General features: G+C 42.3%; 24 protein-coding genes. 12 read left to right on the plus strand and 12 right to left on the minus strand.

Going from position 1 to position 26,328, the window contains the following annotated elements:
- Positions 1-112: 112 nt before the first annotated feature.
- Together BK582_RS23620 and BK582_RS23625 are read right to left on the minus strand one after the other, a co-directional pair.
- Complete coding sequence (locus tag BK582_RS23620; RefSeq protein ID WP_078597384.1) at positions 113-1,072, minus strand: aldo/keto reductase family protein; 960 nt, start codon at positions 1,070-1,072, stop codon at positions 113-115.
- 86 nt (positions 1,073-1,158) lie between these two features.
- Complete coding sequence (locus BK582_RS23625; RefSeq protein ID WP_078597385.1) at positions 1,159-2,061, minus strand: NAD-dependent epimerase/dehydratase family protein; 903 nt, start codon at positions 2,059-2,061, stop codon at positions 1,159-1,161.
- A 313-nt stretch (positions 2,062-2,374) separates the two neighbouring features.
- On the opposite strand from BK582_RS23625, the gene BK582_RS28170 reads away from it, so the two are divergent.
- The 6 genes from BK582_RS28170 to treP all read left to right on the plus strand — a co-directional run bounded on the left by BK582_RS28170 (position 2,375) and on the right by treP (position 7,560).
- Positions 2,375-2,500: a hypothetical protein gene (locus tag BK582_RS28170; protein WP_276328224.1), complete on the plus strand. Its 126-nt coding sequence runs from the start codon at positions 2,375-2,377 to the stop codon at positions 2,498-2,500.
- 17 nt (positions 2,501-2,517) lie between these two features.
- Positions 2,518-3,453: a helix-turn-helix transcriptional regulator gene (locus BK582_RS23630; protein WP_078597386.1), complete on the plus strand. Its 936-nt coding sequence runs from the start codon at positions 2,518-2,520 to the stop codon at positions 3,451-3,453.
- A 26-nt stretch (positions 3,454-3,479) separates the two neighbouring features.
- A complete protein-coding gene (locus tag BK582_RS23635; protein ID WP_078597387.1) occupies positions 3,480-4,319 on the plus strand; it encodes an ABC transporter substrate-binding protein in 840 nt (279 codons plus the stop codon).
- 37 nt (positions 4,320-4,356) lie between these two features.
- Positions 4,357-5,055, plus strand: coding sequence for an ABC transporter permease (locus BK582_RS23640; protein WP_078597388.1), 699 nt, complete (start codon positions 4,357-4,359; stop codon positions 5,053-5,055).
- Positions 5,052-5,789 (plus strand): energy-coupling factor ABC transporter ATP-binding protein, encoded by a 738-nt coding sequence (locus BK582_RS23645; RefSeq protein WP_167553262.1) that lies wholly within the window; start codon positions 5,052-5,054, stop codon positions 5,787-5,789. Before BK582_RS23640 ends, BK582_RS23645 begins: the two co-directional genes overlap by 4 nt.
- A 355-nt stretch (positions 5,790-6,144) precedes the next feature.
- Complete coding sequence (gene treP / locus BK582_RS23650) at positions 6,145-7,560, plus strand: PTS system trehalose-specific EIIBC component (RefSeq protein ID WP_078597390.1); 1,416 nt, start codon at positions 6,145-6,147, stop codon at positions 7,558-7,560.
- A gap of 56 nt (positions 7,561-7,616) precedes the next feature.
- On the opposite strand, the gene BK582_RS23655 is transcribed toward treP, so the two are convergent.
- On the minus strand, positions 7,617-8,543 hold the full coding sequence (locus BK582_RS23655) for a pseudouridine-5'-phosphate glycosidase (protein ID WP_078597391.1): 927 nt from the start codon (positions 8,541-8,543) through the stop codon (positions 7,617-7,619).
- 73 nt (positions 8,544-8,616) lie between these two features.
- Complete coding sequence (locus BK582_RS23660) at positions 8,617-9,717, minus strand: carbohydrate kinase (RefSeq protein ID WP_078597392.1); 1,101 nt, start codon at positions 9,715-9,717, stop codon at positions 8,617-8,619.
- A 246-nt stretch (positions 9,718-9,963) separates the two neighbouring features.
- Here BK582_RS23660 and BK582_RS23665 point away from each other — a divergent pair, with 246 nt between their 5' ends.
- The 4 genes from BK582_RS23665 to splB all read left to right on the plus strand — a co-directional run bounded on the left by BK582_RS23665 (position 9,964) and on the right by splB (position 13,668).
- Complete coding sequence (locus BK582_RS23665) at positions 9,964-11,607, plus strand: ABC1 kinase family protein (RefSeq protein ID WP_078597393.1); 1,644 nt, start codon at positions 9,964-9,966, stop codon at positions 11,605-11,607.
- Between the two features lie 27 nt (positions 11,608-11,634).
- Entirely contained in the window at positions 11,635-12,135 is a 501-nt protein-coding gene (locus tag BK582_RS23670; protein WP_078597394.1) for a phasin family protein, read from the plus strand.
- Positions 12,136-12,342: 207 nt separating this feature from the next.
- Positions 12,343-12,600: a transcriptional regulator SplA domain-containing protein gene (locus tag BK582_RS23675; RefSeq protein ID WP_078597395.1), complete on the plus strand. Its 258-nt coding sequence runs from the start codon at positions 12,343-12,345 to the stop codon at positions 12,598-12,600.
- A gap of 36 nt (positions 12,601-12,636) precedes the next feature.
- The gene (gene splB / locus BK582_RS23680) at positions 12,637-13,668 is read left to right on the plus strand and encodes a spore photoproduct lyase (RefSeq protein WP_078597396.1); all 1,032 of its coding nucleotides are present in this window, start codon (positions 12,637-12,639) and stop codon (positions 13,666-13,668) included.
- Between the two features lie 153 nt (positions 13,669-13,821).
- On the opposite strand, the gene BK582_RS23685 is transcribed toward splB, so the two are convergent.
- The 6 genes from BK582_RS23685 to map form a co-directional block, all read right to left on the minus strand.
- Positions 13,822-15,498 carry an acyl-CoA dehydrogenase family protein gene (locus tag BK582_RS23685; RefSeq protein WP_078597397.1) on the minus strand — a complete coding sequence of 559 codons (1,677 nt, stop codon included), beginning with the start codon at positions 15,496-15,498 and terminating at the stop codon, positions 13,822-13,824.
- Positions 15,499-15,772: 274 nt separating this feature from the next.
- Complete coding sequence (locus BK582_RS23690; RefSeq protein WP_078597398.1) at positions 15,773-17,251, minus strand: methyl-accepting chemotaxis protein; 1,479 nt, start codon at positions 17,249-17,251, stop codon at positions 15,773-15,775.
- A 179-nt stretch (positions 17,252-17,430) separates the two neighbouring features.
- Positions 17,431-18,171 (minus strand): aspartate/glutamate racemase family protein, encoded by a 741-nt coding sequence (locus BK582_RS23695; RefSeq protein ID WP_420841254.1) that lies wholly within the window; start codon positions 18,169-18,171, stop codon positions 17,431-17,433.
- A complete protein-coding gene (locus BK582_RS23700; protein WP_078597400.1) occupies positions 18,146-19,048 on the minus strand; it encodes a GNAT family N-acetyltransferase in 903 nt (300 codons plus the stop codon). The genes BK582_RS23695 and BK582_RS23700 overlap by 26 nt, the downstream gene beginning before the upstream one ends.
- Before the next feature lie 229 nt (positions 19,049-19,277).
- Complete coding sequence (locus BK582_RS23705) at positions 19,278-19,775, minus strand: hypothetical protein (RefSeq protein ID WP_244895509.1); 498 nt, start codon at positions 19,773-19,775, stop codon at positions 19,278-19,280.
- 159 nt (positions 19,776-19,934) lie between these two features.
- Entirely contained in the window at positions 19,935-20,699 is a 765-nt protein-coding gene (gene map, locus BK582_RS23710) for a type I methionyl aminopeptidase (protein WP_078597401.1), read from the minus strand.
- A gap of 447 nt (positions 20,700-21,146) precedes the next feature.
- Between map and BK582_RS23715 the strand changes: the two genes are divergently transcribed.
- Positions 21,147-22,187 carry a peptidoglycan-binding protein gene (locus BK582_RS23715; RefSeq protein WP_078597402.1) on the plus strand — a complete coding sequence of 347 codons (1,041 nt, stop codon included), beginning with the start codon at positions 21,147-21,149 and terminating at the stop codon, positions 22,185-22,187.
- A 60-nt stretch (positions 22,188-22,247) separates the two neighbouring features.
- On the opposite strand, the gene BK582_RS23720 is transcribed toward BK582_RS23715, so the two are convergent.
- Complete coding sequence (locus tag BK582_RS23720) at positions 22,248-23,165, minus strand: ketopantoate reductase family protein (RefSeq protein ID WP_078597403.1); 918 nt, start codon at positions 23,163-23,165, stop codon at positions 22,248-22,250.
- A gap of 147 nt (positions 23,166-23,312) precedes the next feature.
- Positions 23,313-25,001, minus strand: coding sequence for a glutathione ABC transporter substrate-binding protein (locus tag BK582_RS23725; protein ID WP_078597404.1), 1,689 nt, complete (start codon positions 24,999-25,001; stop codon positions 23,313-23,315).
- A 419-nt stretch (positions 25,002-25,420) separates the two neighbouring features.
- Here BK582_RS23725 and nikC point away from each other — a divergent pair, with 419 nt between their 5' ends.
- Positions 25,421-26,311, plus strand: a complete 891-nt coding sequence (nikC, locus tag BK582_RS23730; RefSeq protein ID WP_078597405.1) for a nickel transporter permease — start codon at positions 25,421-25,423, stop codon at positions 26,309-26,311.
- The last annotated feature ends 17 nt before the right edge of the window (positions 26,312-26,328 follow it).

Below are 26,328 nucleotides of genomic sequence, written 5' to 3' on the forward strand. Positions count from 1 at the left end.
CAATACCTGAGTGCCGGGCCGTATCCCTTCAGAAATCGCACACCTTAGGCAATACCTTCCCAAAAGAATACGAAAGGAATGGACATCTGCGTCCATTCCTTTCATTTCTCGTTTAATCAGCCTGGCCTTTCAGAATCAAATCTATCCTGTTAACAACTTCATCTGAAAGTTCAATTTCAGAACCCTGTACATTCTCAACAACCTGTTCCGGGCGGCTGGCTCCTATAATTGCACTGGAAATATTTTTATTTCGCAGTATCCACGATAACGCCATCTGTGAAAGGGCTATCCCCTGCTCTGCTGCTATAGTTTCCAGCTGGTCTACTTTTTCGAGCATTTCATCGTTTAAGAAGCGTTCGATATATTTTCTCTGTTCCTCGTTCGTTGCCCGGCTTCCTTCAGGTGCTTCCTGTCCTTTTTTATACTTGCCCGTCAGCACTCCCTGAGCAAGAGGAGAAAAGACGACCTGCCCGATTCCGTATTTTTCACAAACCGGAATAACTTCTTCCTCGATGTATCGGTTCAGCATATTGTAAACTGGCTGATTTACCACAATTCTGTCCAGAAGTTTCTGATCTGCTATCCGGACTGCCTCTTCAATCTGGGCTGCTGTCCACTCACTGACCCCCGCATAGAGAATTTTTCCCTGGCGGATTAAATCATCGATGGTGCGCAGCGTTTCCTCCACAGGTGTATTAGGATCATACCGGTGGCAATAATAAATATCTACATAGTCAGTCCCCAGCCTGTCCAGGCTTGCATGGAGCTGCTCGAAAACATGCTTTCTGGAGAGCCCCCTGTCGTTTGGCCCTTCTCCCATCGCCCCAAAAACTTTCGTTGCGAGAACATAGGAGTCCCTTCTGTACTGGCGGAGTGCATCCCCGACTACTTTTTCAGATTCCCCGCGATTATAAACATTAGCAGTATCAAAAAAATTAATTCCTACATCGTATGCCTGTTCAATTGTTTTTACCGCTCTCTCTTTTTCCACGCTGTCTCCATATGTCAGCCAGCTTCCTAAGCTGATTTCACTGACTTTCAGTCCTGTATTTCCAAGTCTTCTGTAATTCATAGATGGTATCCTCCTTATTTTTATCCTGTTTTATCCTTTCCTTAAACCGTTGCAAATTCCAGGTTATTTTCCCTTCAGATATCCTGTTACTGCTGTTTTGCTTTCTCTTCGTTTACAATCCATTCTGTCAGGGGCTCAAACCATTCCGACAATTTTTTAAACTTATATCCTTCCGCTTCGGCTAATGAGACATCCTGATAGATAGATACTGGAAAATTCATTGGCGAACTCTTGACAGTCCCATCAGGAGAGGCCACTTTTGCCGCCTTTCCTGTTTTTTCTTCAATAATGGTGAGAAGTTCTTTAAGGGAAAGCTGGTCCGGTGAGGAAGCGTTCACCGGGCCTGTAAAATCCTCTTTAAAGCCTGCCCAGAATAAAAACTGGGCCAGGTCTTCAGACTCAACGAAAGACGCTTTTCTTTCAGTGTTGTCAAGACCAATTACTTCTTCAGAGAGTACTTTACGCACATAATAATGCAGTCTCTCGGTATAATCATCTCTGCCCAGTACGATTGGCGGCCTGACTGCCAGCACAGGAAACCTGGCGTTCCGGAAAAATACGGCCTCAGCAAGCCGTTTCCCTTCACCATAACTGAATTCATCCTTGCGGCCATATTTAATATGGCAATCATAGGGATTAAAATCCTTCTCTTCTTTTTTCGCCTTACTGTCAAAATTGTAAACAGACAAAGTAGACGTAAGAATATATTTCTTTACCCTGAATTTAAACACCTCACATGCATCGTGAGCGTCATCCGGAGAAAAGCAAATTTGATCATAAATAAGGTCCCACTCGTCATCACCGGAAAAAGCCTTTTCCATCGACTCCCTGCTGAATCTGTCCACCTTTATTCGTTGCACATCGTCCCCAAAAGGATCGTCCGTTTCTCCTCTGGTGGCTATAGTTACATCATCCCCGTTATCAAGCAGCTTTTGTACGAGACGCTTCCCAAAAAATCGTGTTCCTCCTAATACGAGTATTCTTCTCATATGTATCCCTCTTTCTCTGAGATTTCAGCTTGTCCGCCATACTTCCAGAGTCACAAGTAATCTTCCCTTTATTAAAAGTATTCAATCCCATTGTATTATAAATCTGATAATTTTGAAAAAAATGCTTTCCTTTCTTTTTTTAAAAGACTAATATAAATATAACAACATCAAACTCAATAAAACTTAACGAAACTTAACTAAACTTAACAAAACGTGATAAAAAACACAGAATGAAGCCCAACTGGAAAGTATATTTAATATGAATGAATTTCATATATAGGCTTTGTATAAAAAAGACGAATTTACTTTTCGATTGCAGCGTAAGACGGCGATTCTGGCGGGAACAGCGCGAGCTGAAAATCCATTTTTGAAGGCGTTAAGCCGTCAAAAATTAGTTGAAGCCGTGCCCGCAGAATGCGTCCGTCTGAAGCGTAAATAAAGAAGGGAGAGACGGCAGTGACTGAAAAAATATATACACCGGATGAAATAGCCCAGCTGCTTCAGATTTCAAAACATACCGTCTATGAACTCATTAAGCGGGAAGAACTGATTGCTTTTAAGATTGGGAATAAAATGAGAATTGAAGAAAAAGAGGTAGAGGCTTTTAAGAGGAAAAACTCAACAAGAGTAAGTTCGGGCAGATCTGAAGGCGCTTCAGTTAAACAGAATTTTTTTGCTCGTTTAGCCGGCAGCCATGATATTCTCCTGGATAAATTCTGCCAGTCAGTACACCAGGACAGCAGAATCCCTGTTACATTGCAGACCTCTTTTATCGGCAGCCTGGAAGGTCTGATGGCCCTTTATCGCGATGAATGTGACATTGCGGCAGTCCATCTCTTTGATGAAAATACAAGCCAGTATAATTTACCGGTAATTAACCAGTTTTTCAGCTCAGCTCCTGTATCTGTCGTCCGTTTTACGACAAGGCGACAGGGGTTTATCCTTCCGAAAGGCAACCCGAAAAATATTACCGGCTGGGAGTCCTTTGCTAATGGAAATCTCCGGATAGTGAACCGGCAGAAAGGATCGGGAACTAGACAGCTTCTTGATTCCAGCCTAAGAAAGCATAATCTTTCTCCTCCTTCTATAAAAGGTTATGAAACAGAGGAATCCACCCATTACGGGGCTGCTTCCATGGTCGTTAACGGAACTGCGGATGTGACGATAGGAATTGAGCCTGTTGCTCATCTTCTTGGCCTTGACTTCCTCCCTCTTGCTGAAGAATCTTTCGACTTAATTTTTAAATGGACCGGAAAGAACAAACAAGCTTTAAATTATGTTCTGGAGCACCTTCAGTCAGACAATGCATTTAAGGGGACCCTCGTTCCGGAAGGTTATGACTTAACAGAGTCTGGAAAAGTGATTCAAAGTCCGGCAGCAGAAATTATATAAAAATTTTTATCAGGAGGTGACAAATCATGAATCAAAAATGGACCAGTTTACTAGTTTCAGGAGTGATTTTATTACTTGCTTCCGGCTGCGGGGACACTTCAGAAGGACAGGAAACAGGTACTGAAATTGACGGGGAAATGATTCTGGCCACAACCACAAGCACATATGACACAGGGCTTCTCGATGAACTTATGCCTGTTTTTGAAGAAGAAACAGGTGTGAACGTAAAAATCATTGCTGCAGGTTCCGGACAGGCACTTGCTATGGGGGAAGCAGGAGAAGCTGATGCTCTGCTTGCCCATGCACCTGAGGCGGAAGAAGTGCTTGAAGCGGACGGAAAAGTTATTAACAGGCACAGGGTTATGCATAATGATTTTATCGTGGCAGGACCTGAAAGCGACTCTGCAGGAATATACGGTTTGCCGGTGGAGGAAGCATTTTCGGAACTTGCGCGCCAGAACGGGGTCTTTTTCTCAAGAGGTGATGATTCAGGTACACATAAAAAGGAACTTGATATATGGAATCTCGCCGGCACCGAACCTGATTTCGAAAATTATCAGGAAACGGGACAGGGGATGGGAGAGACGCTGCGGATCGCCAGTGAGCGTGCAGGCTACACCCTGACTGACAGAGGAACATATTTATTTCAGAAAGAGAACATCGGTAATCTGGCTATTCTCAATGAAGGCGATGAAAGCCTGGAAAATGTATATCATGTTATGCAGGTAAACCCTGATCTGTCTGATAAGATTAATGACAAAGCTGCTCAAGCGTTCGTAGATTTCTTCCTCTCCGATGAAACACAATCGTTTATTAAAACATTCGGAGAAGAAGAATGGGGTCAGCCGTTGTTTTTCACTAACTAAATTTAAAGTCAAAAGTTATTTTCAAAGGAGCTTTTCAATGGAACTCATCTGGTCGGGGCTGGTTGAAGCCTTTAAAATGATCGTTCAGCTGGATAACGAAGTGCTGCAGATCACTTTGTTAACTCTGCAAGTCTGCCTTATTTCCACTTTTATCAGCACACTTATCGGCCTCCCCGCCGGAATGGTTCTGGCGTTCAAAAATTTTGCCGGCAAGCAGCTAATTTTGTTAATTGTACATGCTGGAATGGGCCTGCCTCCTGTAGTGGCAGGCCTTTGGGTTACGATGTTTCTCTGGCGGTCAGGTCCTCTTGGAGACCTGCAGTGGCTGTTTACTCCTCAGGCGATAGTCGCTGCTCAAGTTGTCGTTTCACTGCCGATTATTATTTCTCTCACATATTCGGCTTTTAAGAAAATTGACTACGCCTTAATTTTGCAAATTAAATCATTGGGACCTACAACAGCACAAAAGGTGTATATGTACATTAAGGAAGCCCGTTTCGGCATTATGGCCGCGATCATGGCAGGACTGGGAAGAGTCCTGGCAGAAGTGGGAGCTGCTATGATGGTCGGCGGAAATCTTCGGGGAGAAACAAGGATCTTAACAACAGCGATGGTAATGGAGGTTTCCAGAGGAAACTTTCATATTGCTCTGGCACTCTCCTTCATTCTCATGGCTATTGCCCTGATTATCACATTTATTTTACTGCACTTGCAGCAGAGGAGGTTCACACCGTGACAGCCTTACTTGATTATAAAGAAATACAATGCATCCGGAACGGCAGAATTACTTGCGGATTTGACAAACTAACTTTGACACAAGGAGACCGGCTGGGAATAATCGGGCCGAATGGTGCCGGAAAGTCTACTCTTCTTAAAGCCTGTTCTCTGCTCGATCCCCCTGATAAAGGAATGATGACATACAAAGGAAAAAGCCTTTCCCTCTCTTCTCCTCCTCTGGATGTCAGAAGAGAATGGGCATGTGTTTTTCAGCATTCCCAGCGCTTTCAGGGCAATGTATATAAAAATGTGGAGATTGGCCTGTCTATCCGAAAAATAAAAAAAGAAGAACGGCATAACAAAGTTATGCATTGGCTGAAAAAATTCCAAATTGAACATCTTGCTGACGCTGACGCGGCGTCTTTATCAGGGGGAGAAGCCCAGAGAATGAATCTGGCCAGGGCATTTGCCACAAACCCAAAAGTTCTGTTTCTGGACGAGCCGTTTTCAGCACTTGATTTCCCTACTAAGACTGGACTTATCAACCAGCTGAACACCATTCTCCGCCAGACAAATACAACAATGTTTTTTATTACCCACGATTTAATTGAAATCAGGCAGCTGACAAACCGGCTTATTTATATTGAGAAAGGAAAAGTCTTTGATAACGGTGATACCGGGGAAGTTCTCTCACAGCCCTCTCCTCAATTAAACACCTTCTTAGCGCCGTGGCAAACCCTCCTGTCCATTTAAAAGTGTAATCAGAATAGAGGAATATTAGTTTAATTAGCAATCCTTAAATGGTTTGCTTTTTTTATTTCAGTTCATCTATTTTCCCTATTAAATTTTTGAAATCGGGTAAATAACTATAGAGTGGAAAAATAATTTAAAATAAAACGCTTGCAAAACTTGTATAGACAAATTAAAATATATTTCAGACCGGTTATTTGTATATACAAATTCTTTGGTTAAACGTTTACATTTTCGTTAGAACAGAGAATCATATATCATACCGTAAACCAGCAAGATTTTAAACAGACTAATACAAGTGTGATGAATGCACAGCCTGTGCAGTAAGTAATCAGCTTGTGAGATACAGGAGGGTACTATGGGTAAATATGAAACACAAGCAAAAGAAATTCTAGAAGCAATTGGCGGAGAAGAAAATGTTAATAAAGCCACTCACTGTGTCACAAGACTTCGTTTTTCTTTAAAAGACGAATCAAAAGTAGATTCAGAAAAACTGGAATCACTCGACCTGGTTAAAGGGGCATTTTCCTCTAACGGGCAGTACCAGGTTATTATCGGCCAGGGTACAGTAGATCAGGTTTACCGGGATATGGTGGCAATATCCAGTATTGGAGAAGCAACTAAAGACGATGTAAAAGAAGAATCATCTAAGAAAATGAATCCTTTCCAGAGAGCAATTAAGACTCTTGCGGATATATTTATTCCAATATTGCCTGCCATCGTAACTGCAGGTCTCCTGCTCGGATTAAATAATATTCTGACAGGTGAAGATATTTTCTACCCAGGGCAGTCTATTATTGACGTCCATCCACAATGGGCAGACTTTGCAACGATGGTAAACGTAATCGCTAGTGCAGCGTTCGCCTTTTTGCCAGCCTTAATCGGGTGGTCGGCAGTTAAAAGGTTTGGCGGAAGTGAGCTGCTGGGTATTGTTTTAGGTTTGATTTTAGTTCATCCTGATTTATTAAACGCCTGGGCTTATGGAGATGCGCAAGCGGAAGGTACAGTTCCAATTTGGAATTTATTCGGACTGGAAGTGGAAGCTATCGGTTACCAGGGTCAGGTATTGCCGGTATTGTTCGCATCCTATATATTAGCAAAAATAGAATTAGCACTCAGGAAACGAGTTCCTGAATCCATTCAGCTTTTAGTAGTCGCTCCAGTAGCTTTACTAGTGACCGGTTTTATCACATTTATCGCAATCGGCCCAATTACGTTTACACTTGGTAATACTATTACTGATTTCTTTATCTGGATGTTCAGTGCTGCTCCTGCAATCGGCGGACTTGTATATGGTGCTCTTTACGCACCGTTGGTTGTAACTGGTATGCACCACGCATTCCTTGCAGTCGATTTACAGCTGGCAGGTTCCGGGCACGGAACATTCCTGTGGCCAATCCTCGCCTTATCAAATATTGCGCAAGGATCAGCTGCTATGGCGATGATATTCGTAACAAGAAATGAAAACTTAAAAGGTTTAGCAGGTACTTCAGGTGTTTCAGCATATCTGGGCATCACAGAACCTGCAATGTTCGGGGTTAATATCCGTTATCGTTTCCCGTTCATCTGTGCGATTATCGGTGCTTCATTAAGTGGTATGTTCATCACTATTAATAACGTACTTGCACATTCAGTCGGTGTTGGCGGGCTTCCTGCTTTCCTTTCCATCATGACCACTGGCTGGACTTCATTCTTTATCGGTATGGGAATTGCGATCATTGTCCCATTCGCGTTAACATTTATGTACGGAAGATTTGTCGCAAAAACTCAATAAGCAAAAAAGTCGGGGGCCAGACCCCCGACTTTTTCATGTAAAAATATGTGATAATATTATTCACTTCTTCTCTTTTTTAAGGCCACCGCGAGCTGCCCGCCTGTAAGTGCGTTATTCTCTACTAATGCAATATTTGTTTCCAGTGTTTTGCCTTCGCTTAATTCCTTCAGCCTGGACAGTAAAAATGGGGTTGTTTCTTTACCGCTGATTCCTTTTTGCTCTGCTTCTTTCATCGCATTAGCAATAATACTTTCAATCTGCTCAGGATTCATTTCAAATTCTTCAGGTACAGGGTTTCCAATAACAGCTCCACCTTTAAGGCCAAGCTCCCATTTCACAGCGAGAATTTCAGCTATATCCTCTGCGGAACTCCCTTCCACATCTACTCCAAAACCGCTGTCTCTCGTATAGAAAGCCGGGAACTTGTCTGTTTTATATCCTATAACAGGTACTCCATGAGTCTCCAGATATTCCAGTGTCAGGCCGATATCGAGAATCGACTTTGCTCCTGCACAAACAACAGCAACACTTGTTTTCGCAAGCTCCTGCAAATCCGCGGAAATATCCATCGTCGCTGTCGCACCCCTGTGCACACCCCCGATTCCACCAGTAACAAAAACATCCACACCTGCAAGCTCCGCGCAAATCATCGTAGCAGCAACCGTAGTTGCTCCAGTCTTACGCTGGCTTAATACAGCAGGTAAATCACGGCGGCTTACTTTTACAACGCCCTGTTCTTTTGCAAGTCTTTCCAGATCCTCTTCACTAAGGCCTGCCCGGATTTTCCCATCCATAATCGCCATCGTTGCCGGAACAGCCCCTTGTTCACGAATAATTTCCTCCACCCGCTTGGCGGTTTTCACATTTTCCGGATATGGCATCCCGTGAGAAATAATTGTAGATTCCAGAGCAACCACAGGCTTCCCTGCTTTCTTAGCTTCCAATACCTCTTCTGAAAAAACAATATAATCTTTTAATTCCATAGTTTATTCCTCCATTTGTTTTAAAGATTTTCTTCTCAAAGTTAATTTATTTTTCACTCAAGCAGTTCGCTCTCTATTCTCCTGCCTTTTCCGCTCTTTCACGGAGCTTATCGGCAGACAGATCCTGAAAAACTGTTTCATTTGTTTCCAATGCCAGCGCTGCACCGGCAAGGCCGTAACGGCAAGACTGCTCAATACCCAACCCTGTAAATATGCCATAAAAAAAGCCGGATGAAAAAGCATCTCCTGCGCCAGTGACATCTTTTACTTCTGCACCAAGAGCCTTAAGTGTTCCCTTCTCTCCATCGCTAGTTAAAAAGGTTACACCATCCTTGCCGGCAGTCACAACGAGATTTTTAATCCCAAGATCAATTATCTGTTCCATATCAGAAAATAATCCGTTACCAGAAACAATTGAATATTGCCTGCATATTGTTTCCAATTCCTCTTTGTTGCAGATCAAATAGTCAATTCCTGTAAGGTCGTCCGGCAGGCGGTCGACTTTTTTGGCGGAAACTGGCACAACTGCAGTTAAAGCATTTACTGCTTTTCTCTCATCAATGATTGCTGTCAATACTTCCTTAGGGAAATTTGTATCCAGAATTGCAAGTGAAGCAGTTCTTATATGAATCAATTTATCCTTCAATGTGTCTGATGTTATGGAATCATATATTTCCATATCCGCCAGGGCAAACAACATTTCACCTGTACTGTCCAGTACAGCTGTATAGGTTCCTGCTCTTTCTCCCTGGACCTTAACAGATGGAGAAACATCCGCAAACTGAGATAACTCAGAAGAAATCTTTTTACTCGCGGCATCTTCCCCGATCGCAGTCAGAATAGATACAGGCACCTGCAGTCTCCCAAGGTTTTCTGCAATATTTCTTGCAACGCCGCCACTCGTTTCAGTGAATGTCACAGGGTTGGAATCTCCCCATTTGAAGGAGGTCTTTACTGAAGCTTTCCTGTCAACGTTCGCGCCGCCTACGCAGAGCACCCTTTCACTATCGTTAACTATATAGGCACGGCCGATAATTTTTCCTGTTTTTATTAATCCGGAGATATACCCAGCAACTCTGGAACGGGAGAGAGATAAACGTTCGGCAATCTCCTGCTGGGTGATATATGGATTTTCTTTTATAAGCTTTAAAATCAGCCCTTCTTTGTCAGCCAATAGTACCGCCCTCCTTTAGTTTATATTATAAACATTTGTTTGTTATTTGGTCAAGTGTTTATTTAATCCATTAGAAAGTGAGACATATTATGACAGCTTTTGGGGAATAGAGGTAAAAAAACTATGCTATTTCATAATCAGAGTAATAGATTCCAGGCATGGGATATTTTCAGCTGCCTATCACTCCTGGTACAAAACCCATTAAATTAACTGAGTATCTTTCACCGCTATGGAGGTGGCAAAAACTTGAAGCAACGCTCGTTATACCGCATTACAGTTATCGTTTCTATGTTTGTCAAATTTATTCTCCAGCTTTATTTGTTTAAAAAAAGAAATAAAAACTGGGACTCAGTTACCAATGAAAAATGGACTGATCTGCTAAAAAAACAAGCAATAGAATACAGGGATAAGTCTATCTCCCTTGGAGGTTTAATGATTAAAGTGGGCCAGTTTCTGAGCACGAGAGGAGACATATTCCCTGAAGCCTTTATAAATGAACTTGACGATCTGTCTGACCAGGTTCCCCCGGTGCCCACGGAAATATCTATGGAAATACTGGAAGAGGAATGGAGAAGAAAAAAAGAAGATCATCTGAAGATGATATCCTCGGACCCTATTGCTTCCGCCTCTATCGGCGAAGTGTATAAAGGAACGCTGAATAATGGTACAGATGTAGCTGTAAAAATTCAGCGGCATAATATCGATAAAATCATTCACACGGATTTTAAGGCTCTGAAAATTGTGTTATGGCTTTCGGAACGTTTTACTTCCTTTGGAGAAAAAGTTAATCTGAAGGCTCTTCATAGAGAAATGGTAACAACGATAGGGAATGAACTGGATTATAGAAAGGAACTGAAAAACGGGCTAGAATTCCGCGAGAGATTTCAGGATACAGAGAGTATATACATCCCCGATTTTTATGAAAAACTATGTACAAAACGCGTTCTCGTCATGGAATGGGTTGAAGGAGCAAAAGTCACGGATACTGAGTTTCTGGATAAGCACCGTCTGAACAGAAAGGAAATTGCAGAGGAACTGTATGACTTCATTTTCAGACACCTGCTCCATCATGGCACTTTCCATGCCGATCCTCACCAGGGCAATATCCTTGTTGACGAAAATGGCCGGATTATTATTATCGATTTTGGAATGATCGGTGAAATAAAACGGGACGATGCTTTACATCTGCGCCAGATGATACAGGGGTTTGTCTTAAAAGACTACCCTCTGGTGATAGGCCAGCTCGAAAAACTTGGCTTTCTTCTTCCCAACACTGATAAAAAGAAACTGCAGGATACGTTTAAAACTCTTTCTGAAGCTTACCTGGAGGATTCCTCCGGGGTATCCGACGAGGAAAAAATCGAACATCTTCTCGGTGATGTTCAGGAAATCATAAGAAAAGAACCTATCCAGCTACCGGCACAGTATGCTTTTTTAATCAGGGCATCCGCCATCGCAACAGGAGTTCTAACTATTGTTGACCCTGAAATTGATTTTATTGAGTTAGGAAAGCCCATTGTCCGGGAATGGGTAGAAGAAACAGGTCAAAATGATGAAAACATCAAATACCAGGTGTTAAAGGAAGCTGCGAAACCGCTCCTGGAAGTTCCCCGCAACCTAAACACCTGGCTAGAGGCTCCGGAACATCAGCGTACGTCTGAAGAAGCGAGAGAGTGGCACCGATTTAATCATCATCGCCTGCTTATGGGAATTGCGTTTTCCCTCTCTGCTTTCTTAATTTCATTAGTATTTGTTTTTTTAGCTGTCTGGACTGGCAGTGAACTTATGCAGATTACTGCTGGAAGCGCAGCGATAATCTCATTAACAACCGGTATTCTCATTTTCAGAAAGCATAAAAACTGGATAACTGAGGAACGGAAATATAAATAAACTCATTCATTAACAGGAGGCGAGAATATGAGCGACCTGCTAAAAAAAGGATTTCTGCTGGGGCTCGGTGCCGCAGTAACAGGTAAGGAGCGCGCAGAAAAATATCTTGATGAATTACTTGCTAAAGGTAAGATCACTCCGAAAGAAGCCGATGAGATGTATGATAGTTTTATTAAAAAGGGACAGGAAACCGAAGAAAAATGGACATCCCGCTCCAGGGATTCGGTCAGAACCATGCTTCTTGAAGACTTTGAGTTAGTTCCCCGGGACGAGTTCCTGCAGCTGCAGGAGCGGGTTACTTTACTGGAAGCAAAACTGAAAGAACAGGCCCAGGCACCTGAAAATAATGACTCAAACCATAGAGATAAGTCCTCTCTCGACAGCAGCATGAGCTTATACACAACAACGGAGTCTGCAGACGCTGGCAATAAAAAGTCCGCCGGGAATGAGGAGGAACAGAAATCGCACAATACACCAAGAAAAGATCCTGAAGACCCTCACAATCTTAGCGATGATAAAGAAAAATAACTCCAGGCGATATTACACTGGCCAGAACAAAACAGTATTATCAGTAAACAGCACGTCCTGCTGCAGGGGCGTGCTGTTTTTCTGTGAAAAAATCTTAATTGCTGGACCGCTCTTTCCCCCGGCATAATTAACCAGCTGCCAGGCTGAATATTGTCTTTCTCCTTACCTAATATTAAGAAAGACATACCACAGGAGGAGGAGAAATAAATGGATATATCACATCTCCAGGAAGGAGACAGTGTTTACGTAATAACCAGAAACCCCCATACACAATCAGTTGCGGAAATTCAGGAGGCTTCCGTTACTGAACATCCTGACCATCCTGGCCGTCTCGTTATGTTTCTTTTTGAGGAATACTTCCCTTTAACAGACGACAGTGCCATTTTCCCTACCGAAGAGGAAGCACAAAAAATGTATAATGTTTATTTTGGAGATGAGACTCTGCAGGGCGACTGGCAGATCTAATATCTTAAAAAAGAGGAGAAAAGCAGGTGAAGGAGTATGTCAATAAAACCGTTTGTTCCCCAGTTAGTATATATTGAACCAAGGGCACTTGAATATCCCCTTGGAGCAATGCTCAAAGATAAGTTTGAAAACATGGGTCTGGAAATACGCCAGACTACTTCCCATAACCAGGTGCGTAATATACCAGGGAAAAATGATTTCCAAAAATACAGAAATGCGAAATCCACTTTAGTGGTTGGTGTCCGGAAAACTTTAAAATTTGATACATCAAAACCATCTGCTGAATATGCAATTCCTCTCGCTACAGGGTGTATGGGGCATTGCCAGTACTGTTATCTGCAGACTACCATGGGAAGTAAGCCATATATCAGAACATATGTGAACACCGATGAAATTTTCGACTCTGCGCAAAAATATATGGAGGAGCGAGCTCCCGAACATACACGATTTGAAGCGGCGTGTACCTCTGATATTGTTGGTATCGACCATTTAACCCATTCTCTGAAAAAAGCAATTGAGTTTTTCGGTAAGTCAGACCATGGAAAACTCCGCTTTGTGACAAAATACCATCATGTGGATCATCTCCTGGATGCTGACCACCAGGGAAAAACAAGATTTCGTTTCAGCATAAATGCAGATTATGTTATTAAGAATTTTGAACACGGCACTTCGGCTCTGGAAGACAGGATAGGAGCTGCAGCTAAAGTGGCCCAGGCTGGTTATCCTCTTGGTTTTATCGTTGCTCCGATTTATCTTCATGAAGGCTGGAAGGAAGGCTATGAAAACATGTTCCGGCTGCTTGATAAGACCCTTCCTTCTGAAGCAAGGGATGATATTACTTTTGAGTTGATCCAGCACCGGTTTACAAAACCGGCAAAACGGGTTATTCAGAAAAATTACCCTATGACAAAGCTGGAATTAAATGAAGAAGCACGGAAATATAAATGGGGTAAATACGGGATCGGGAAATATGTATATCAAAATGAAGAACAGGAAGATATTAAAGCGACACTTTCTGCAAACATTGAACAGTACTTTCCTGAAGCAAAAATAGAGTATTTCACCTAGTATATAAGGCAAAAGAGGCTGGTTTTCCCCGGCCTCTTTCTGATTAATTTATTTATCTTCGTTGGTTTTATCCCGGTCCATCGGCGGTGTGTTATGCATATACGAAGGTGCCGGTTTAATACAGCGTAAGCCGTACAGGTCCATAGTCAATCATTAACGTTTTACAGGTTCCTTAATTCCAAGAATTTTGAGCCCCTCTTCAAGTGACCAGGACTGTTTTTGTTCTCCCAGATTAGGGAGGAGCTTATCTTTAATATAAATTGTTGCTGTAATTTCCCTTTTCTCGTCTCCATTTTCAGCCCGCTTTAATAAGAGAACGCTTTCAAATAAGGTGACCATTTTTTTCTGCAATTCCTTAATGTTTCGCGTTTTTTCAAATTCGTTCATTAATTTCAGTTCAGCAAACTCGTTCTTTAAGAGCACGAGAGCCTGGTCGGCACATTCAATCATTGCTTTATCATAAAAGGATAATGCAGCAATCTCCTTTTCCATAAGCTGGAGAAACAAATCGTCCATATTATACTTTTTAATGAGCCTGAGGACCTCAAGACCCAGAATATTCGCTGTTCCTTCCCAGACAGTCAGAACCTGTGCGTCCCTTAACAGCCTTGGAGTAACAAAATCTTCAATATAACCGTTTCCTCCATGCATTTCTATTGCTTCATGGGCAAAATGAATTGCCTGTTCCGCTGTTTCAGACTTTAACAGCGCTATGAGCATGCGTAGCAAGCCATCTTTTTCTTCTGAAGGAATTTCTCTTCCTTCACACCATTCATCATAAATTCTCGCAAGTTCAAACACACTTACTGTTTCAGCTTCAAGCTTCACTGCCATTCTGACAAGTGAATCCTGAACCATAGGATAATTTATAATTTTTTGTCCGAAGGCGTCTCTTTCAGCTGCATAGCTGACAGCTTCGGTATACGCTCTCCGCATAATTCCCACAGAGGCTACTGCATTACATATTCGCGACAAATTAAGGGCTTCCATCATATAATAAAAACCCTGCTCCTTTTCTCCGATGAGGTAAGCTTCGGCACCGTTAAACTCCACTTCTGCTGATGGCACTGCACGTACTCCAAGCTTGTCCTTGAGCCGGCGTACAGAAAGACCATTCAGGCTGCCGCCCTCCTTCCTCCACGGTACAAGGAACAGGGACAGACCTTTTGTTCCTTCCGGGGCTCCCTCTGTCCTTGCAAGCACAGTAGCCACTCCGCAAGCCCCAGCGTTACTGGCAAAGTATTTTTCCCCGTATAATCTGTATGTTCCATCAGCCTCCAGCACAGCTTTTGTCTCATTAGCACCTACATCGGAGCCGCCTTGCCTCTCTGTTAAAAATGTCGCCCCTTCAAATAATTCTGTTTCTCCTGTTGAAGCAAGATGCGGCATATATTTTACCTTTAAATTCTGGCTTGCATAATTATCGATCAAATAGGCTGCAGCCATAGTCAAAGTTACAGGACAGTAAAAACCAGGTTCTGTCTGGGAAAGCAGATATCCCTGGGCGAATGAATACACATAATTCCCCTTTTTTCCAAGAGTGGGAATGTCTTTGTAGAGATATCCTACAATCCCCCTGTTATAAGTCTCTTCCACCGTCTTCCTGTAGCCCTCATTAAGCCAAATAAAAGACTGGTCATTACCATATTTATCATATTTCAATAACTTAGGCTGTCCATCACGATCCGTATAGGCGGCCCGTTCATCAAACTCTCCGCCGCACAGCTCTCCGAATTCTGTGAGTTCCCTGTCAGCCCATGCAAAAGTTTCCTGATCCAGTACATCTTTTAAAATGGATTGAAGCACATCATCCTTTTTATAAAAATTCATCGACTCACCTTCTTTCCAGGAATAGGAGTTTATTTTTTTCCAATATTCTGCTTTTTACTACTTTATCATTACTCTTCTGTTAATTGTCAAGTACAAGTAGTAAAAATTGTAAAGATAGCTCTTTTGGCCCTGAAAACTAGGGAATAACGGAACCAGGACCCTAAATCCTGCTTAAAAATAAGGAATTCAAAAAAATAACGGAACGAGGATCCGCACCGGCAAGTAACTCAGCACATACGGATTCTCATTCCGTTAACTAGCTTTTCTGGTTATCTCAGCTCTTTTTAAGGAGCTGACCTTTTAATTCTCCTGACAGCTTATCAATTTCATTCACCTTTTCGGTCATTGATAATATTCTTGCGTTCTGCTCCTCTACACTTGCAAGCACTTCTTCTACAGAGGCGCTAAGCTCCTCTGTAACACTCGAGACAGAATTAATTTCATCTACTACTTCCCTGGAAGAAGAGTTTAAGGAGGCTAATTTCCCTTCCATTTCTCTTGATTGTTCTTTCACTTCATTCGCATTACCTTCGATTACTTTAAAAGCCGTTCCTGTATCCCTGGTGATTTGTTCACTGATCTGGAAAGTGACTTCCCCTTCACTCACCCGCTCGGAAGCTGATCTAGCCTTTGTTTGTATACTGCTCAGAATAGGAGTAATTTCTCTGGTGGATTTCAGGGAATACTCCGCCAGTTTTCTCACTTCCTGTGCAACTACAGCAAAGCCCCGGCCGCTCTCTCCCGCTCTTGCTGCTTCAATTGCTGCATTAAGAGCTAACAGGTTTGTCTGATCGGCAATGTCTGAGATCGTTTCTAATATATCCCCCACTTTGGATGTGGCTTCCCGCAGTTCATTCATCTCCACTGCTGTATCTTTCATAATGCTGTTTACCTGCGCCATTTGTTCCTGGAGTGCCTGTACTTTCTGCGCCCCTTGCTGAACAAATGAATTAGTTTCTTCAGCATATTTGTACATCAGTCCAGCACCATCTGAAATAACTTTAACTTCGTCATCAATAGCAGTAACAGAACTGCTCATTTCAGAGGCACTGTCAGCCTGGCTTTCCACACCTCCGGCAATCTCATTAAAGGTTACCGTCAGTTCGTTTGAAAACTGGCTTGTTGTATTTGCATGTTCCTGCAGTTCTTCATTAAGTTCATCGAGAGTGTCAGCCGTGCAGCTTACTTTTTCAAGCATACCTTCTATTTCCTCTTTTGATTTCAAAGCTTCATTTGCCAGTGCTTCACTCTTCTTTTGCATTGTGCTGCCTAAAATCGTCTGCGTAATTAACAATCCTGCAATCAGGACATACAGCAGGTTTACAGAGGTATAAAACGAGGCGTCAAATCCGGCAATTGCCTGCTCACCATGAAAAATAAGAAAATAATTTGTCGCCAGAAGACCGATAAATCCAGCTCCTATCATATATTTATAATTATGATAGAGGGAAGCAATTACCAGTGAATAATATGTAAGCAAATAAGATGATACAGCCGGTCTGAAATGTATAAGGGTAAAAACCATTCCACCAAGACTCAAAATAATTAGGTATGGAATAAAATGTATATATAATCGGAATTTGTGCATCAGAAACATAACTGCTGTGGCAGTCAGACCGATCAATGCTACCGTAATAACAGAAGAGGCTGCATTCCCTCCAACAATTAAAATAATTGTGCCTAGTACAGAAGAGAAAAAATACAGTCGGATAAGCAGCCAGTTTCTTTTTTCCAGTGTGTGGTCATGTGTCATGTGAATTCCCCTTTATCAATTGTATTGGTGTTTGAATCAAAGATGTGCCTATCTATAATTTCGACCCAATTAGTTGTCTGTTTATATGTGTTGTAAAATATTTTAAAAAATCTGTAAACCATACTCCTCTTCTTCACAGAAGATATCCACTTCAAAATAAAAAGGCGACCGTTAACTGGTCACCCTCCAAGCATAAAATCAGCAGCTGCTTTTATATGTATTTCAGTGGTGTCATACAGTCTGACTCCTGGTTCTTCCCCTTCCCTGAATAACTGCTCAAGCTCTGTGCAGCCAAGTATCACTGCTTCTATTTCATATTTTTCTTTGTAAACTTTAATTATATCTCTCACCTTTTGTTGTGAGCTTTCCCTAATTTTCCCCAGACAAAGCTCCTGAAAAATGATTCTGTTAATTTCCTCTCTCTCGTCCTTGTCAGGTATATATACGTCCAATCCGGCAGCAGTTAACCTGTTAAAAAAGAAATCTTCTTCCATCGTATATTTCGTACCCAGAAGGAGCACTTTGCCCACACTGTCACCAGTAATCCTGTCTGCTGTCACTTGAGCGAGGTGAAGGAACGGAACAGCTATAGTTTCTTCCATTCTAAAAGCAACCTTATGCATTGTATTTGTACAAAGCACAACTGCTTCAGCACCTGCTTTTTCAAGCTTCCGTGCTATATCCGCAAGTTCTTCTCCTGCTTCTTCCCATTTACCGCTCCTCTGCATAGCTTCTATTCTCGCAAAATCAACGCTGTAAAGAATACATTCTGCTGAGTGGAGTCCTCCAAGGTGTATTTTTACCTGCTCATTCAGGGCTTTATAATAAACCAGGGTGGACTCCCAGCTCATCCCTCCTATTAATCCAAGCGTCTTCAGACTGATCTCTCCTCTCTTAAATACTCGCTCCGCTGTCCTCAGCTTTTTTTTGCCCTGTTCCTGAAATAAACCGGTATTCCACAGAATCAGCTATAGGTTCATAGCCTATTTTTAAATAAACACGGTTGGATACATGATTATCTGCGTCCGTATAAAGACTGCAGAATTTAAACCCTTCCTTTAACAGCCATTCGCTCATCGCAGCCACACATGTTGTTGCATATCCTTGCTTTTTGTATTCATCCGGAGTATAGACCAGGCTTACAGTGACTCCATTTTCCGATTCCCTCGATCTTTTGGCCATAGATACAGGGACACCGTTCTCATCGCGCCAAAGGAAAATTCTGTTGCATTTTATTTCCTTCATTATAAACTCTTCTGCCTGCAGCTTTTCCTTAGGTTCAAGGGCCTCTTCATAAAAACACTGCGTCCAGTATGTTACAAGAGCGATATCATCTTCTGTCGCATAACAAAGCCTCCCTTTTTTCCGGGGAAATTCTTTTAACGTTTCAAGTTTATAGATTTTCTGCTTCATAAAAAGCTGCAGGTTACACTCCGTTTCGTCTTTCCATTTATTAGCGAATTTCTCCACCACAGGCTTGCAGCCTACAACTCCGGGAATATCCACCTTATTTTCTTTAAGCCAGAGCACTGCTCGTTCAACAGCCTCCTCATTACCACAAATGACGAGGTTTTGCGGCGGAGTTTGCACCATGATAAATTCTATATGTTCGCTCTCATTTTCCACGAGCACGAGGAGCGGACTTTCCCCTTCCTCTCTTGCATTCTTATTTTCTTCCTCTTTAGCCAGCCTTTTAAGCAAGCCTAAAGGAAGATTATTTTCCGCTTCCTTTTCTGTGAGCACATCTTCCGCTCTCGCTAACATCTCTGCTGCTGATATATACTTTTTTATAATCATTTTCCCTCTCCCCTTCCCCAACTATTAAATACCGATGTAATGACAGGGCTCAGTGAAAAATTCTTTCAATTCTGTAAGTTTATTATACAATTATTTACTGACTTTTTCAGTCGTTTCAGGGCGTTATCTTAATAGTTTCTTTAATTTATCATAAATCCTATAAGAAAACTCCTGAATTATAATAACCTCAGGAGCAGGTTACCGCTTTTCAGGAGTTTTCCGGTATAAATCAATAACACTCAAAAGATCTTATTTGCCGCGTATCCAGCCCTGTATATGACCACCTTTGCCTTGCCTGGTTCCATCTGTATCCTGCAACGGAAGTTCTCCCTATAAAAACCGGCCAGAACCAAAACCTTCTTCCGCTTTCAAGAACGACTATTGTATATCTGTGTAAACACCCATACATCCCACCAGGATCAACCGCCATCACTCCTGGTCCTGGGGCGTATCCAGGCTGCTGCCCTGGCAGGGTGGATGGGGGCGGTCCTGGCGGGGGGCCAGGTGGCTGGCCGGCACCTGGTGGCCCATAAGGAGGCATCATTCCTCCATCGCCAAAAGGCGGCCGGGGCGGGACAGCCGGAGGCTGCCCCATCCCAGGAGGCTGCTGAAACCAATTCTGCGGCAGACCAAGCAAGGAGCCCAGTCCTCCCCACCCTTGCTGGCCTGCCTGAGACTGAGGAAACAACAAATTCATAAAACCAGGAAACTGTCTGTTATTATACACGGAGTTCCCTCCCTTTCATTCAATCACTCTTTATAAAATATGTGGGATTCAGGCCATGGTGCTTGCCCATATTGAAAGCATACCTGGAGACTACTCCTGCCCCTCTGTTAAGGAAGAGCAAAAAACTGTTTCCCTGATAAACAGAGAAACAGTTTTGCATTAAACATTACTGTTAGTATTTTGTTCTGTCAAAATTACTGGTCCGTCTTTTGTAATTAATACAGTATGTTCATATTGTACAGAAAGGCTTCCATCCATAGTTCGCGCTGTCCATCCGTTACTATCCATCTGAGACGGCCAGAAGCCTGTATTTATCATCGGTTCAATAGTAATAACCATTCCTTCTTTCAGCCTCTGGCCTTTTCCGGCTGTGCCAAAGTGAGGAATGCTTGGCTCTTCATGAATAGTGGGGCCGATTCCATGACCAGCGAAATCACGAACGATTCCGTAACCATAAGGTGTCACAAATTTCTCAATAGCAGCCCCGATATCTCCTGTGCGATTCCCATGCTGTGCCGCTTTAATTCCGATATAGAGAGCATTCTTAGTGACTTCACAAAGCTGTTTAACCTCGTCAGAAACACTTCCGACGATATATGTCCAGGCAGAATCAGCAAGACCACCGTTTAAATCTGCTACAAAATCAACTGTAATGACATCTCCGTCTTTCAATGGTGCAACTCTGGGAAAACCATGGCAGATTTCATCGTTTATGGATGCGCATGTAGCATAAGGATAACCTTGATATTCTTTCTGTGCAGGTTTAGCTCCATGTTTTTTCATATAATCTTCTACAAAAGAATCAATCTCCAGACTGCTGACACCTGGTTTAATTATACGGGCAAGCTCTCTGTGAATTTCAGCAACCAGTTTGCCTGCTTCCTTCATTAATTCAATTTCTCTTGCTGATTTTCGATGAATCACTACTGGCATTCCCCTTTCAGAGGTAGTATCATTTTTTTATCCATTTTATATGTAACGAACCGTAAAATGTTATTCCAGCGGTAGTTTCTCATTCAATTTTCTTTAGCATACCAATTACCGAACCTGGCACGCAAGAAAGCAGGCCTGACAGCTATCCAGTTTTTCTTTTCCCTGTATACTGCCTTTACTGCCCCTCTGCCCCAATAAATTCAGCTCATATTTCCTATTGTTTAATTTACCTGTCTATGAAAATAGTGGAATATCAGTATTTCAGAACTGATTCTTTTGTAACAGAAATGTTTCAGCATATAACAGTCCCTTTTCATTGTTATTAAAAGGGGGGTTTTTGGTTGAATACTATTTTTTTGCTTGTTAGGATTAGCATTGTCTTAATTAAAGGCAGGAATGTCCTTTGATTAAAGACTAAAACATAAGGAGGTTTTCCAATTGAGAAACACAATACTTAAATCTATGAAAGTATGTGGAGTTACAGCTGTGGCATTCGGTGCCCTCGTATTAAACAGCGGACAGGCATCTGCTGCCGAAGAAAATGAGCTTGGCAACAAACTTCTCTACCAGGGAAAAGCTCATGAGCATGTAGTTGAATTAAAAGAACTACTCGCAGAACAGGATTTACTAGATGGAGAAGAATTCAGCAATGAATACGATAAACAAACTAAGGAAGCTGTAAGAAGCTTTCAGGAGGAGTACGGCTTAATCGTTGATGGCCTTGCCGGAGAACAGACACTTGGAGCTCTTTTCTCCCCTGAAAAAGGTGATGAAGGCTTACTGGTATTAAATCTTCAGGAAGATTTGGCCGACCTTGGATATTATAAAGCAAAGCTTGACGGTATTTTTGGGCCTATCACAGAAAGTGCAGTGTCAGACTTCCAGGGAGACTATGGCGTTGAAGGTGATGAAGCTGGCGTTGCTGGTCCAAACACTTACGGTGCCCTCCATGAAGCTGTGAGAGCATTGAGAACTGCTTCAGCAAGTTCAGATAACAGTTCATCTGAGCAGTCCAGCAGCTCTTCAAGTGAACAGTCCGGAAATTCAGATTCCAGCCAGTCTGAGAGTACAGACCAGTCTTCAGAGAGTTCTTCTGAAGGACAAGCACAGACATCCGAAAAATCAGAAGAAACATCATCCGCCAGTGAAAGTAACTCTTCCGATAACTCAAATGAGCCTTCCGGAAACGTTATGACAATGGAAGCAACAGCATACACTGCAGGCTGTGAAGGCTGCACCGGGATCACTTACACTGGACAGGATTTAAACAACAATCCGAATAAAAAGGTTATAGCAGTTGATCCTAACGTAATTCCTCTTGGTTCAATTGTAGAAGTGGAAGGTTATGGGCGTGCGGTTGCAGGTGATATCGGCGGAGCTATTAAAGGAAACCGCATCGATCTTCACATGGCTACAAAAGACGAAGCAATTCAGTTTGGCCGAAGAGATGTTCAAGTAACTATTATCGAAACACCATAAACGTTAAAATAAGTCAATTTGAAAGAGCCGCCTGATGCAGGCGGCTCTTTTTCTTCCTTCTTAGCCTCTGTTTTTTTCATAGACTTTCAGATGCTGATATACAAGCCGGAGCAGAGGTGTTTCCACTCCGTGTCTTTCGGCGAGAAGAAGAAGATAGCCCTGCAAATGATCCGCTTCAATGGCTGAGTTTCTTTCAATATCTCTCAGCATAGACGATTTCATACCAGGATCCTGATTATCGATGATCTGCATTTGCTTTTCAACGATCCCTTCAGCTAGAGGCGCTCCAGCCTCCTCCATTGTAAGCCTGATTTCTTCAAACAGCTGTTGTATGTATGTTCTTCCTTCAAGGGTGTCCCTGACGGGTCCTATGGAAGATCTCATCAGCGAGGTAATGCCGGACAAGGTCGTTATAAATAAATATTTATGCCACATTTCCTGCTGTATGTTGCTGCTGAGCCGGAAGTTTGTCTTCGTTCCCGAAAATGCTTCAGAAAGATTTCTCATCCGGTCTGACACTTCACCATCCCACTCTCCGAAAACTGCATCATGAATATCGCTTGTCTGTATTACGTCCCCTGATTCATCCAGCGTTGCTTCCACGAAACAAAGACCTCCAATCACTTGTTCCGGAGAATAATAGGCTCGGATATCTTCCAAATGTTCTATACCATTTAATAAAGGCAATATGACTGTATAATCTCTCACAAAAGGCTCAATTGCTCTGAGGCCGCCCTCCAAGTGGTATGCCTTTGCAGCAAGGATAACAACATCGAAAGGTTCGTCTGGAGAATCAGCAGTAATTAATTGGGGTCTGAAAGAAAAATCACCATGCCTGCTCTTAATTGTCAAACCATGTTCCTCAATTTGCTGCTTTCTTTTTTCTCTGACGAGGAAGGTTACATCTTCGCCTTTCTCAACAAGGCGGCCTCCAAAATACCCCCCTACAGCGCCTGCACCAAGAACTAATATTTTCATAAGTACTTCTCCTCTCATCATTACTTAAATTCTTTTTCGACAGATATGAGTTATTTCCTTCTTATAGTAAAATACCATCCTTTTTTTTATGAATTTCCGCAAAAAAACAGCCCCTACATCTAAGTAAGGGCTGTTTCAGAAATAAAATTAGTTGATTGTTACATCACGAAGCTGAAGAAGTCCGTTTGGATGCTTCCAGAGACCTTGTACTTCGTCTCTTACACCAACATTATATTCCGGGTGGTAAAGATAAAGCATAGGAGCATCTTCAACTAAGATTTCCATTGCCTGCTCGTAGAGATCCTCACGAGTTGCCTCGTCAGCCTCTTCACGGGCCTGGTCAAGGATTTCGTCCAGTTCATCGTTTGCTAAGAATGAACGGTTACCTGGATCACCGTGCTGAGAAGAGTGGAACAGAGAATACATACCATAGTCAGCATCACCTGTTACAGTAACCCAGCCAAGAATGAACATGTCGTGGTCGCCAGCAGCTGTGCTGTCAAGATACGCGCCCCACTCAAGTACTTCAATGCTTACGTCCACACCGATTACAGAAAGATATGCCTGGATAAGCTCCGCAATCTGCTCACGCTCACGGTTGTCGTTTGTCCAGATTGTAGTTTCAAATCCATCCTCGTATCCTGCTTCAGCAAGTAATTCCTGCGCTCTTTCAGGATCGTATGGAAGAGGGTCTACATCATCACTGAATCCGAATACCTGCTCACCAATCGGTCCAACCGCTGGTGTACCAGTACCTTCAAGCACGGCTTCAATGATTTCGTCTTTATTAATTGCCATTGAGATAGCCTGGCGTACCTGTGGATCGTCAAATGGTTCTTTTTCTGTGTTAAAACCAACGTATGATAAGCTTAAAGTATCAGTATGATACATGCTTACACCGTCTTCACCTTCTACCATAGAAATATCACTTGGGCTTACTGGGTCAACGATATGCGCTTCACCAGTAAGAAGCTGACCTACTCGGGACTGATCCTCAGGAGATACGATAAATCTTACAGTATCAACCTTAGCTTCTTCTCCCCAGTAATTTTCGTTTTTATTAAGTACAATTTCATCGCCAGTAGACCAGGATTCAAATTCAAAATATCCTGTACCGATTGGATTTTCATTAATATAATCACCTGGTGATCCGCCATTTTCCATTTCTTCGTAATCAGCTTCAATCGCATCACCACTGATAATACCACCACCGGAGTGAGCTAAGTGTGAAGGAAACGGAGCAAATGGATATTCAAGCTGGAATTGAACAGTGTGGTCGTCAACTACGATAACTTCCTCAATCATATTGAAAAGGAAACTTCTTGGGGAAGCTACATCTGGATCAAGCACCCGGTCAAAGTTTGCTTTAACCACATCTGCAGTTAACTCAGAACCATCATGGAATGTTACATCATCACGAAGGTGGAATTCCCATAGATCATCTTCGACAAGATCCCACTCCGTTGCAAGAAGCGGCTCAAGTTCCATATCTTCTGTCTGGTTAATTAATGTTTCATAGATATTAACCTGAACATCACTGGAAGGAACATCGTTTGAACCGTGCGGATCCAGCGCCTGCGCGTCTGAAGTACGTGCTATGATTAGCTCGCCGCCTTCTGCACCTTCTCCTGCTGTGTTAGCGTCGTTGTCGTTGTTGTCCTCATCGTTGCCGTCAGCATCATTGCCAACATTCTCTTCATTGTTGTTCCCGTTATTAGCAGGATCTGCGTTTCCGTCATTGCCATTGTCGTTGCCCGGCTCAGTTGCACAAGCAGCCAAACCAACTACCATCGCAGCAGACAGCGCCGCAGTTTTCAAAGTCTTGCTTCGAAACATGTGTTTATCCCCCTTAAGTAAATTAATGATTAGAAAACCATAATATTAAACTACACTATTAAAAATAAAATTACAAGATTAAACAATTTAAAACTTTTAAGTTTTCGAACTTTATAGTTTTTTAAGTTCATTAATATACAAATATAATTTTAATTATAAACCAAAATAACCGCGTCCTCTCTGCTGTCAAAACAAATTGCCAATATTATATATAGGACAATTTTCTCCAAAACACTTGTCAAATTGCTCGCAAATGATATAATTCAACCTTGATAACTTTAATTTTTCTGCAGTTAAATCTACCATTTTCAAATTTTTTATATTGGGATTTTTCTGAAGATTTACATTAGAGTTAATACAGCAAAAGGGTTATCTAAAACTAAATAATTAAAATTATAAAGGAAAGAGAGGATGTTATTATGGCAGAAACTGTAACTTCGCCAAACAAGGAAGTAAAACCGCCTAACCCCCAAATAGAAAATTTGAAGATAGTATGGAAGAAACTAAAGAAAAACAAGATTGCTATGGCGGGTGGATTTCTTATTTTGTTTTTTATTCTTGCCTCATGGATTGGTCCGCTGCTGACGACAATGGATCCAAGCCAGCCTAACATACCAGACCGGCTTCAAGGTCCTTCTGCCGAATACTGGTTTGGAACAGACCATCAGGGAAGAGATATCTTCACTAGGATTGTTCACGGGATGTCAATTACGCTTTATATCGGATTTGTATCCGTAGCCCTTGGTTGTGTCGCTGGTGTGTTTCTTGGACTGATTTCAGGTTATTACGGTGGACGTACTGACACAGTTATCATGCGTATTATGGATGTTCTTCTTGCGTTCCCTGGAATTCTGCTTGCTCTTGCAATCGTAAGTGTACTGGGAGGAAGCTTAAACAATGTAATTATCGCGGTAGGTATTTTCTCTATTCCGGTATTCGCGAGGATTGTGCGCGGTTCGGCACTTGCGGTAAGAAAACTGGAGTATATCGATGCTGTCAGAGCTTTGGGAGCTTCAGATACGAGAATTATTTTTAAACATGTACTGCCAAATATTATGTCACCGATCATTGTTCAGGCTACTTTACGGATTGCAACAGCAGTCCTTACAGCCAGCGGCCTTTCCTTCCTCGGGCTTGGAGCACAGCCTCCTACACCTGAATGGGGAGCAATGCTGAGTGCAGGAAGAAACTATATGTGGGAGCATCCTCATATCGCCCTGTTCCCTGGCCTTGCAATTGTGGCAGTAGTTCTTGCCTTTAACTTATTTGGCGACGGACTACGTGATGCACTTGATCCTAAAATGAAATAAAAAGAGAGGTGAAGCCC

It is taken from the genome of Evansella clarkii, from assembly GCF_002019695.1.
GTDB lineage: Bacteria > Bacillota > Bacilli > Bacillales > Salisediminibacteriaceae > Evansella > Evansella clarkii.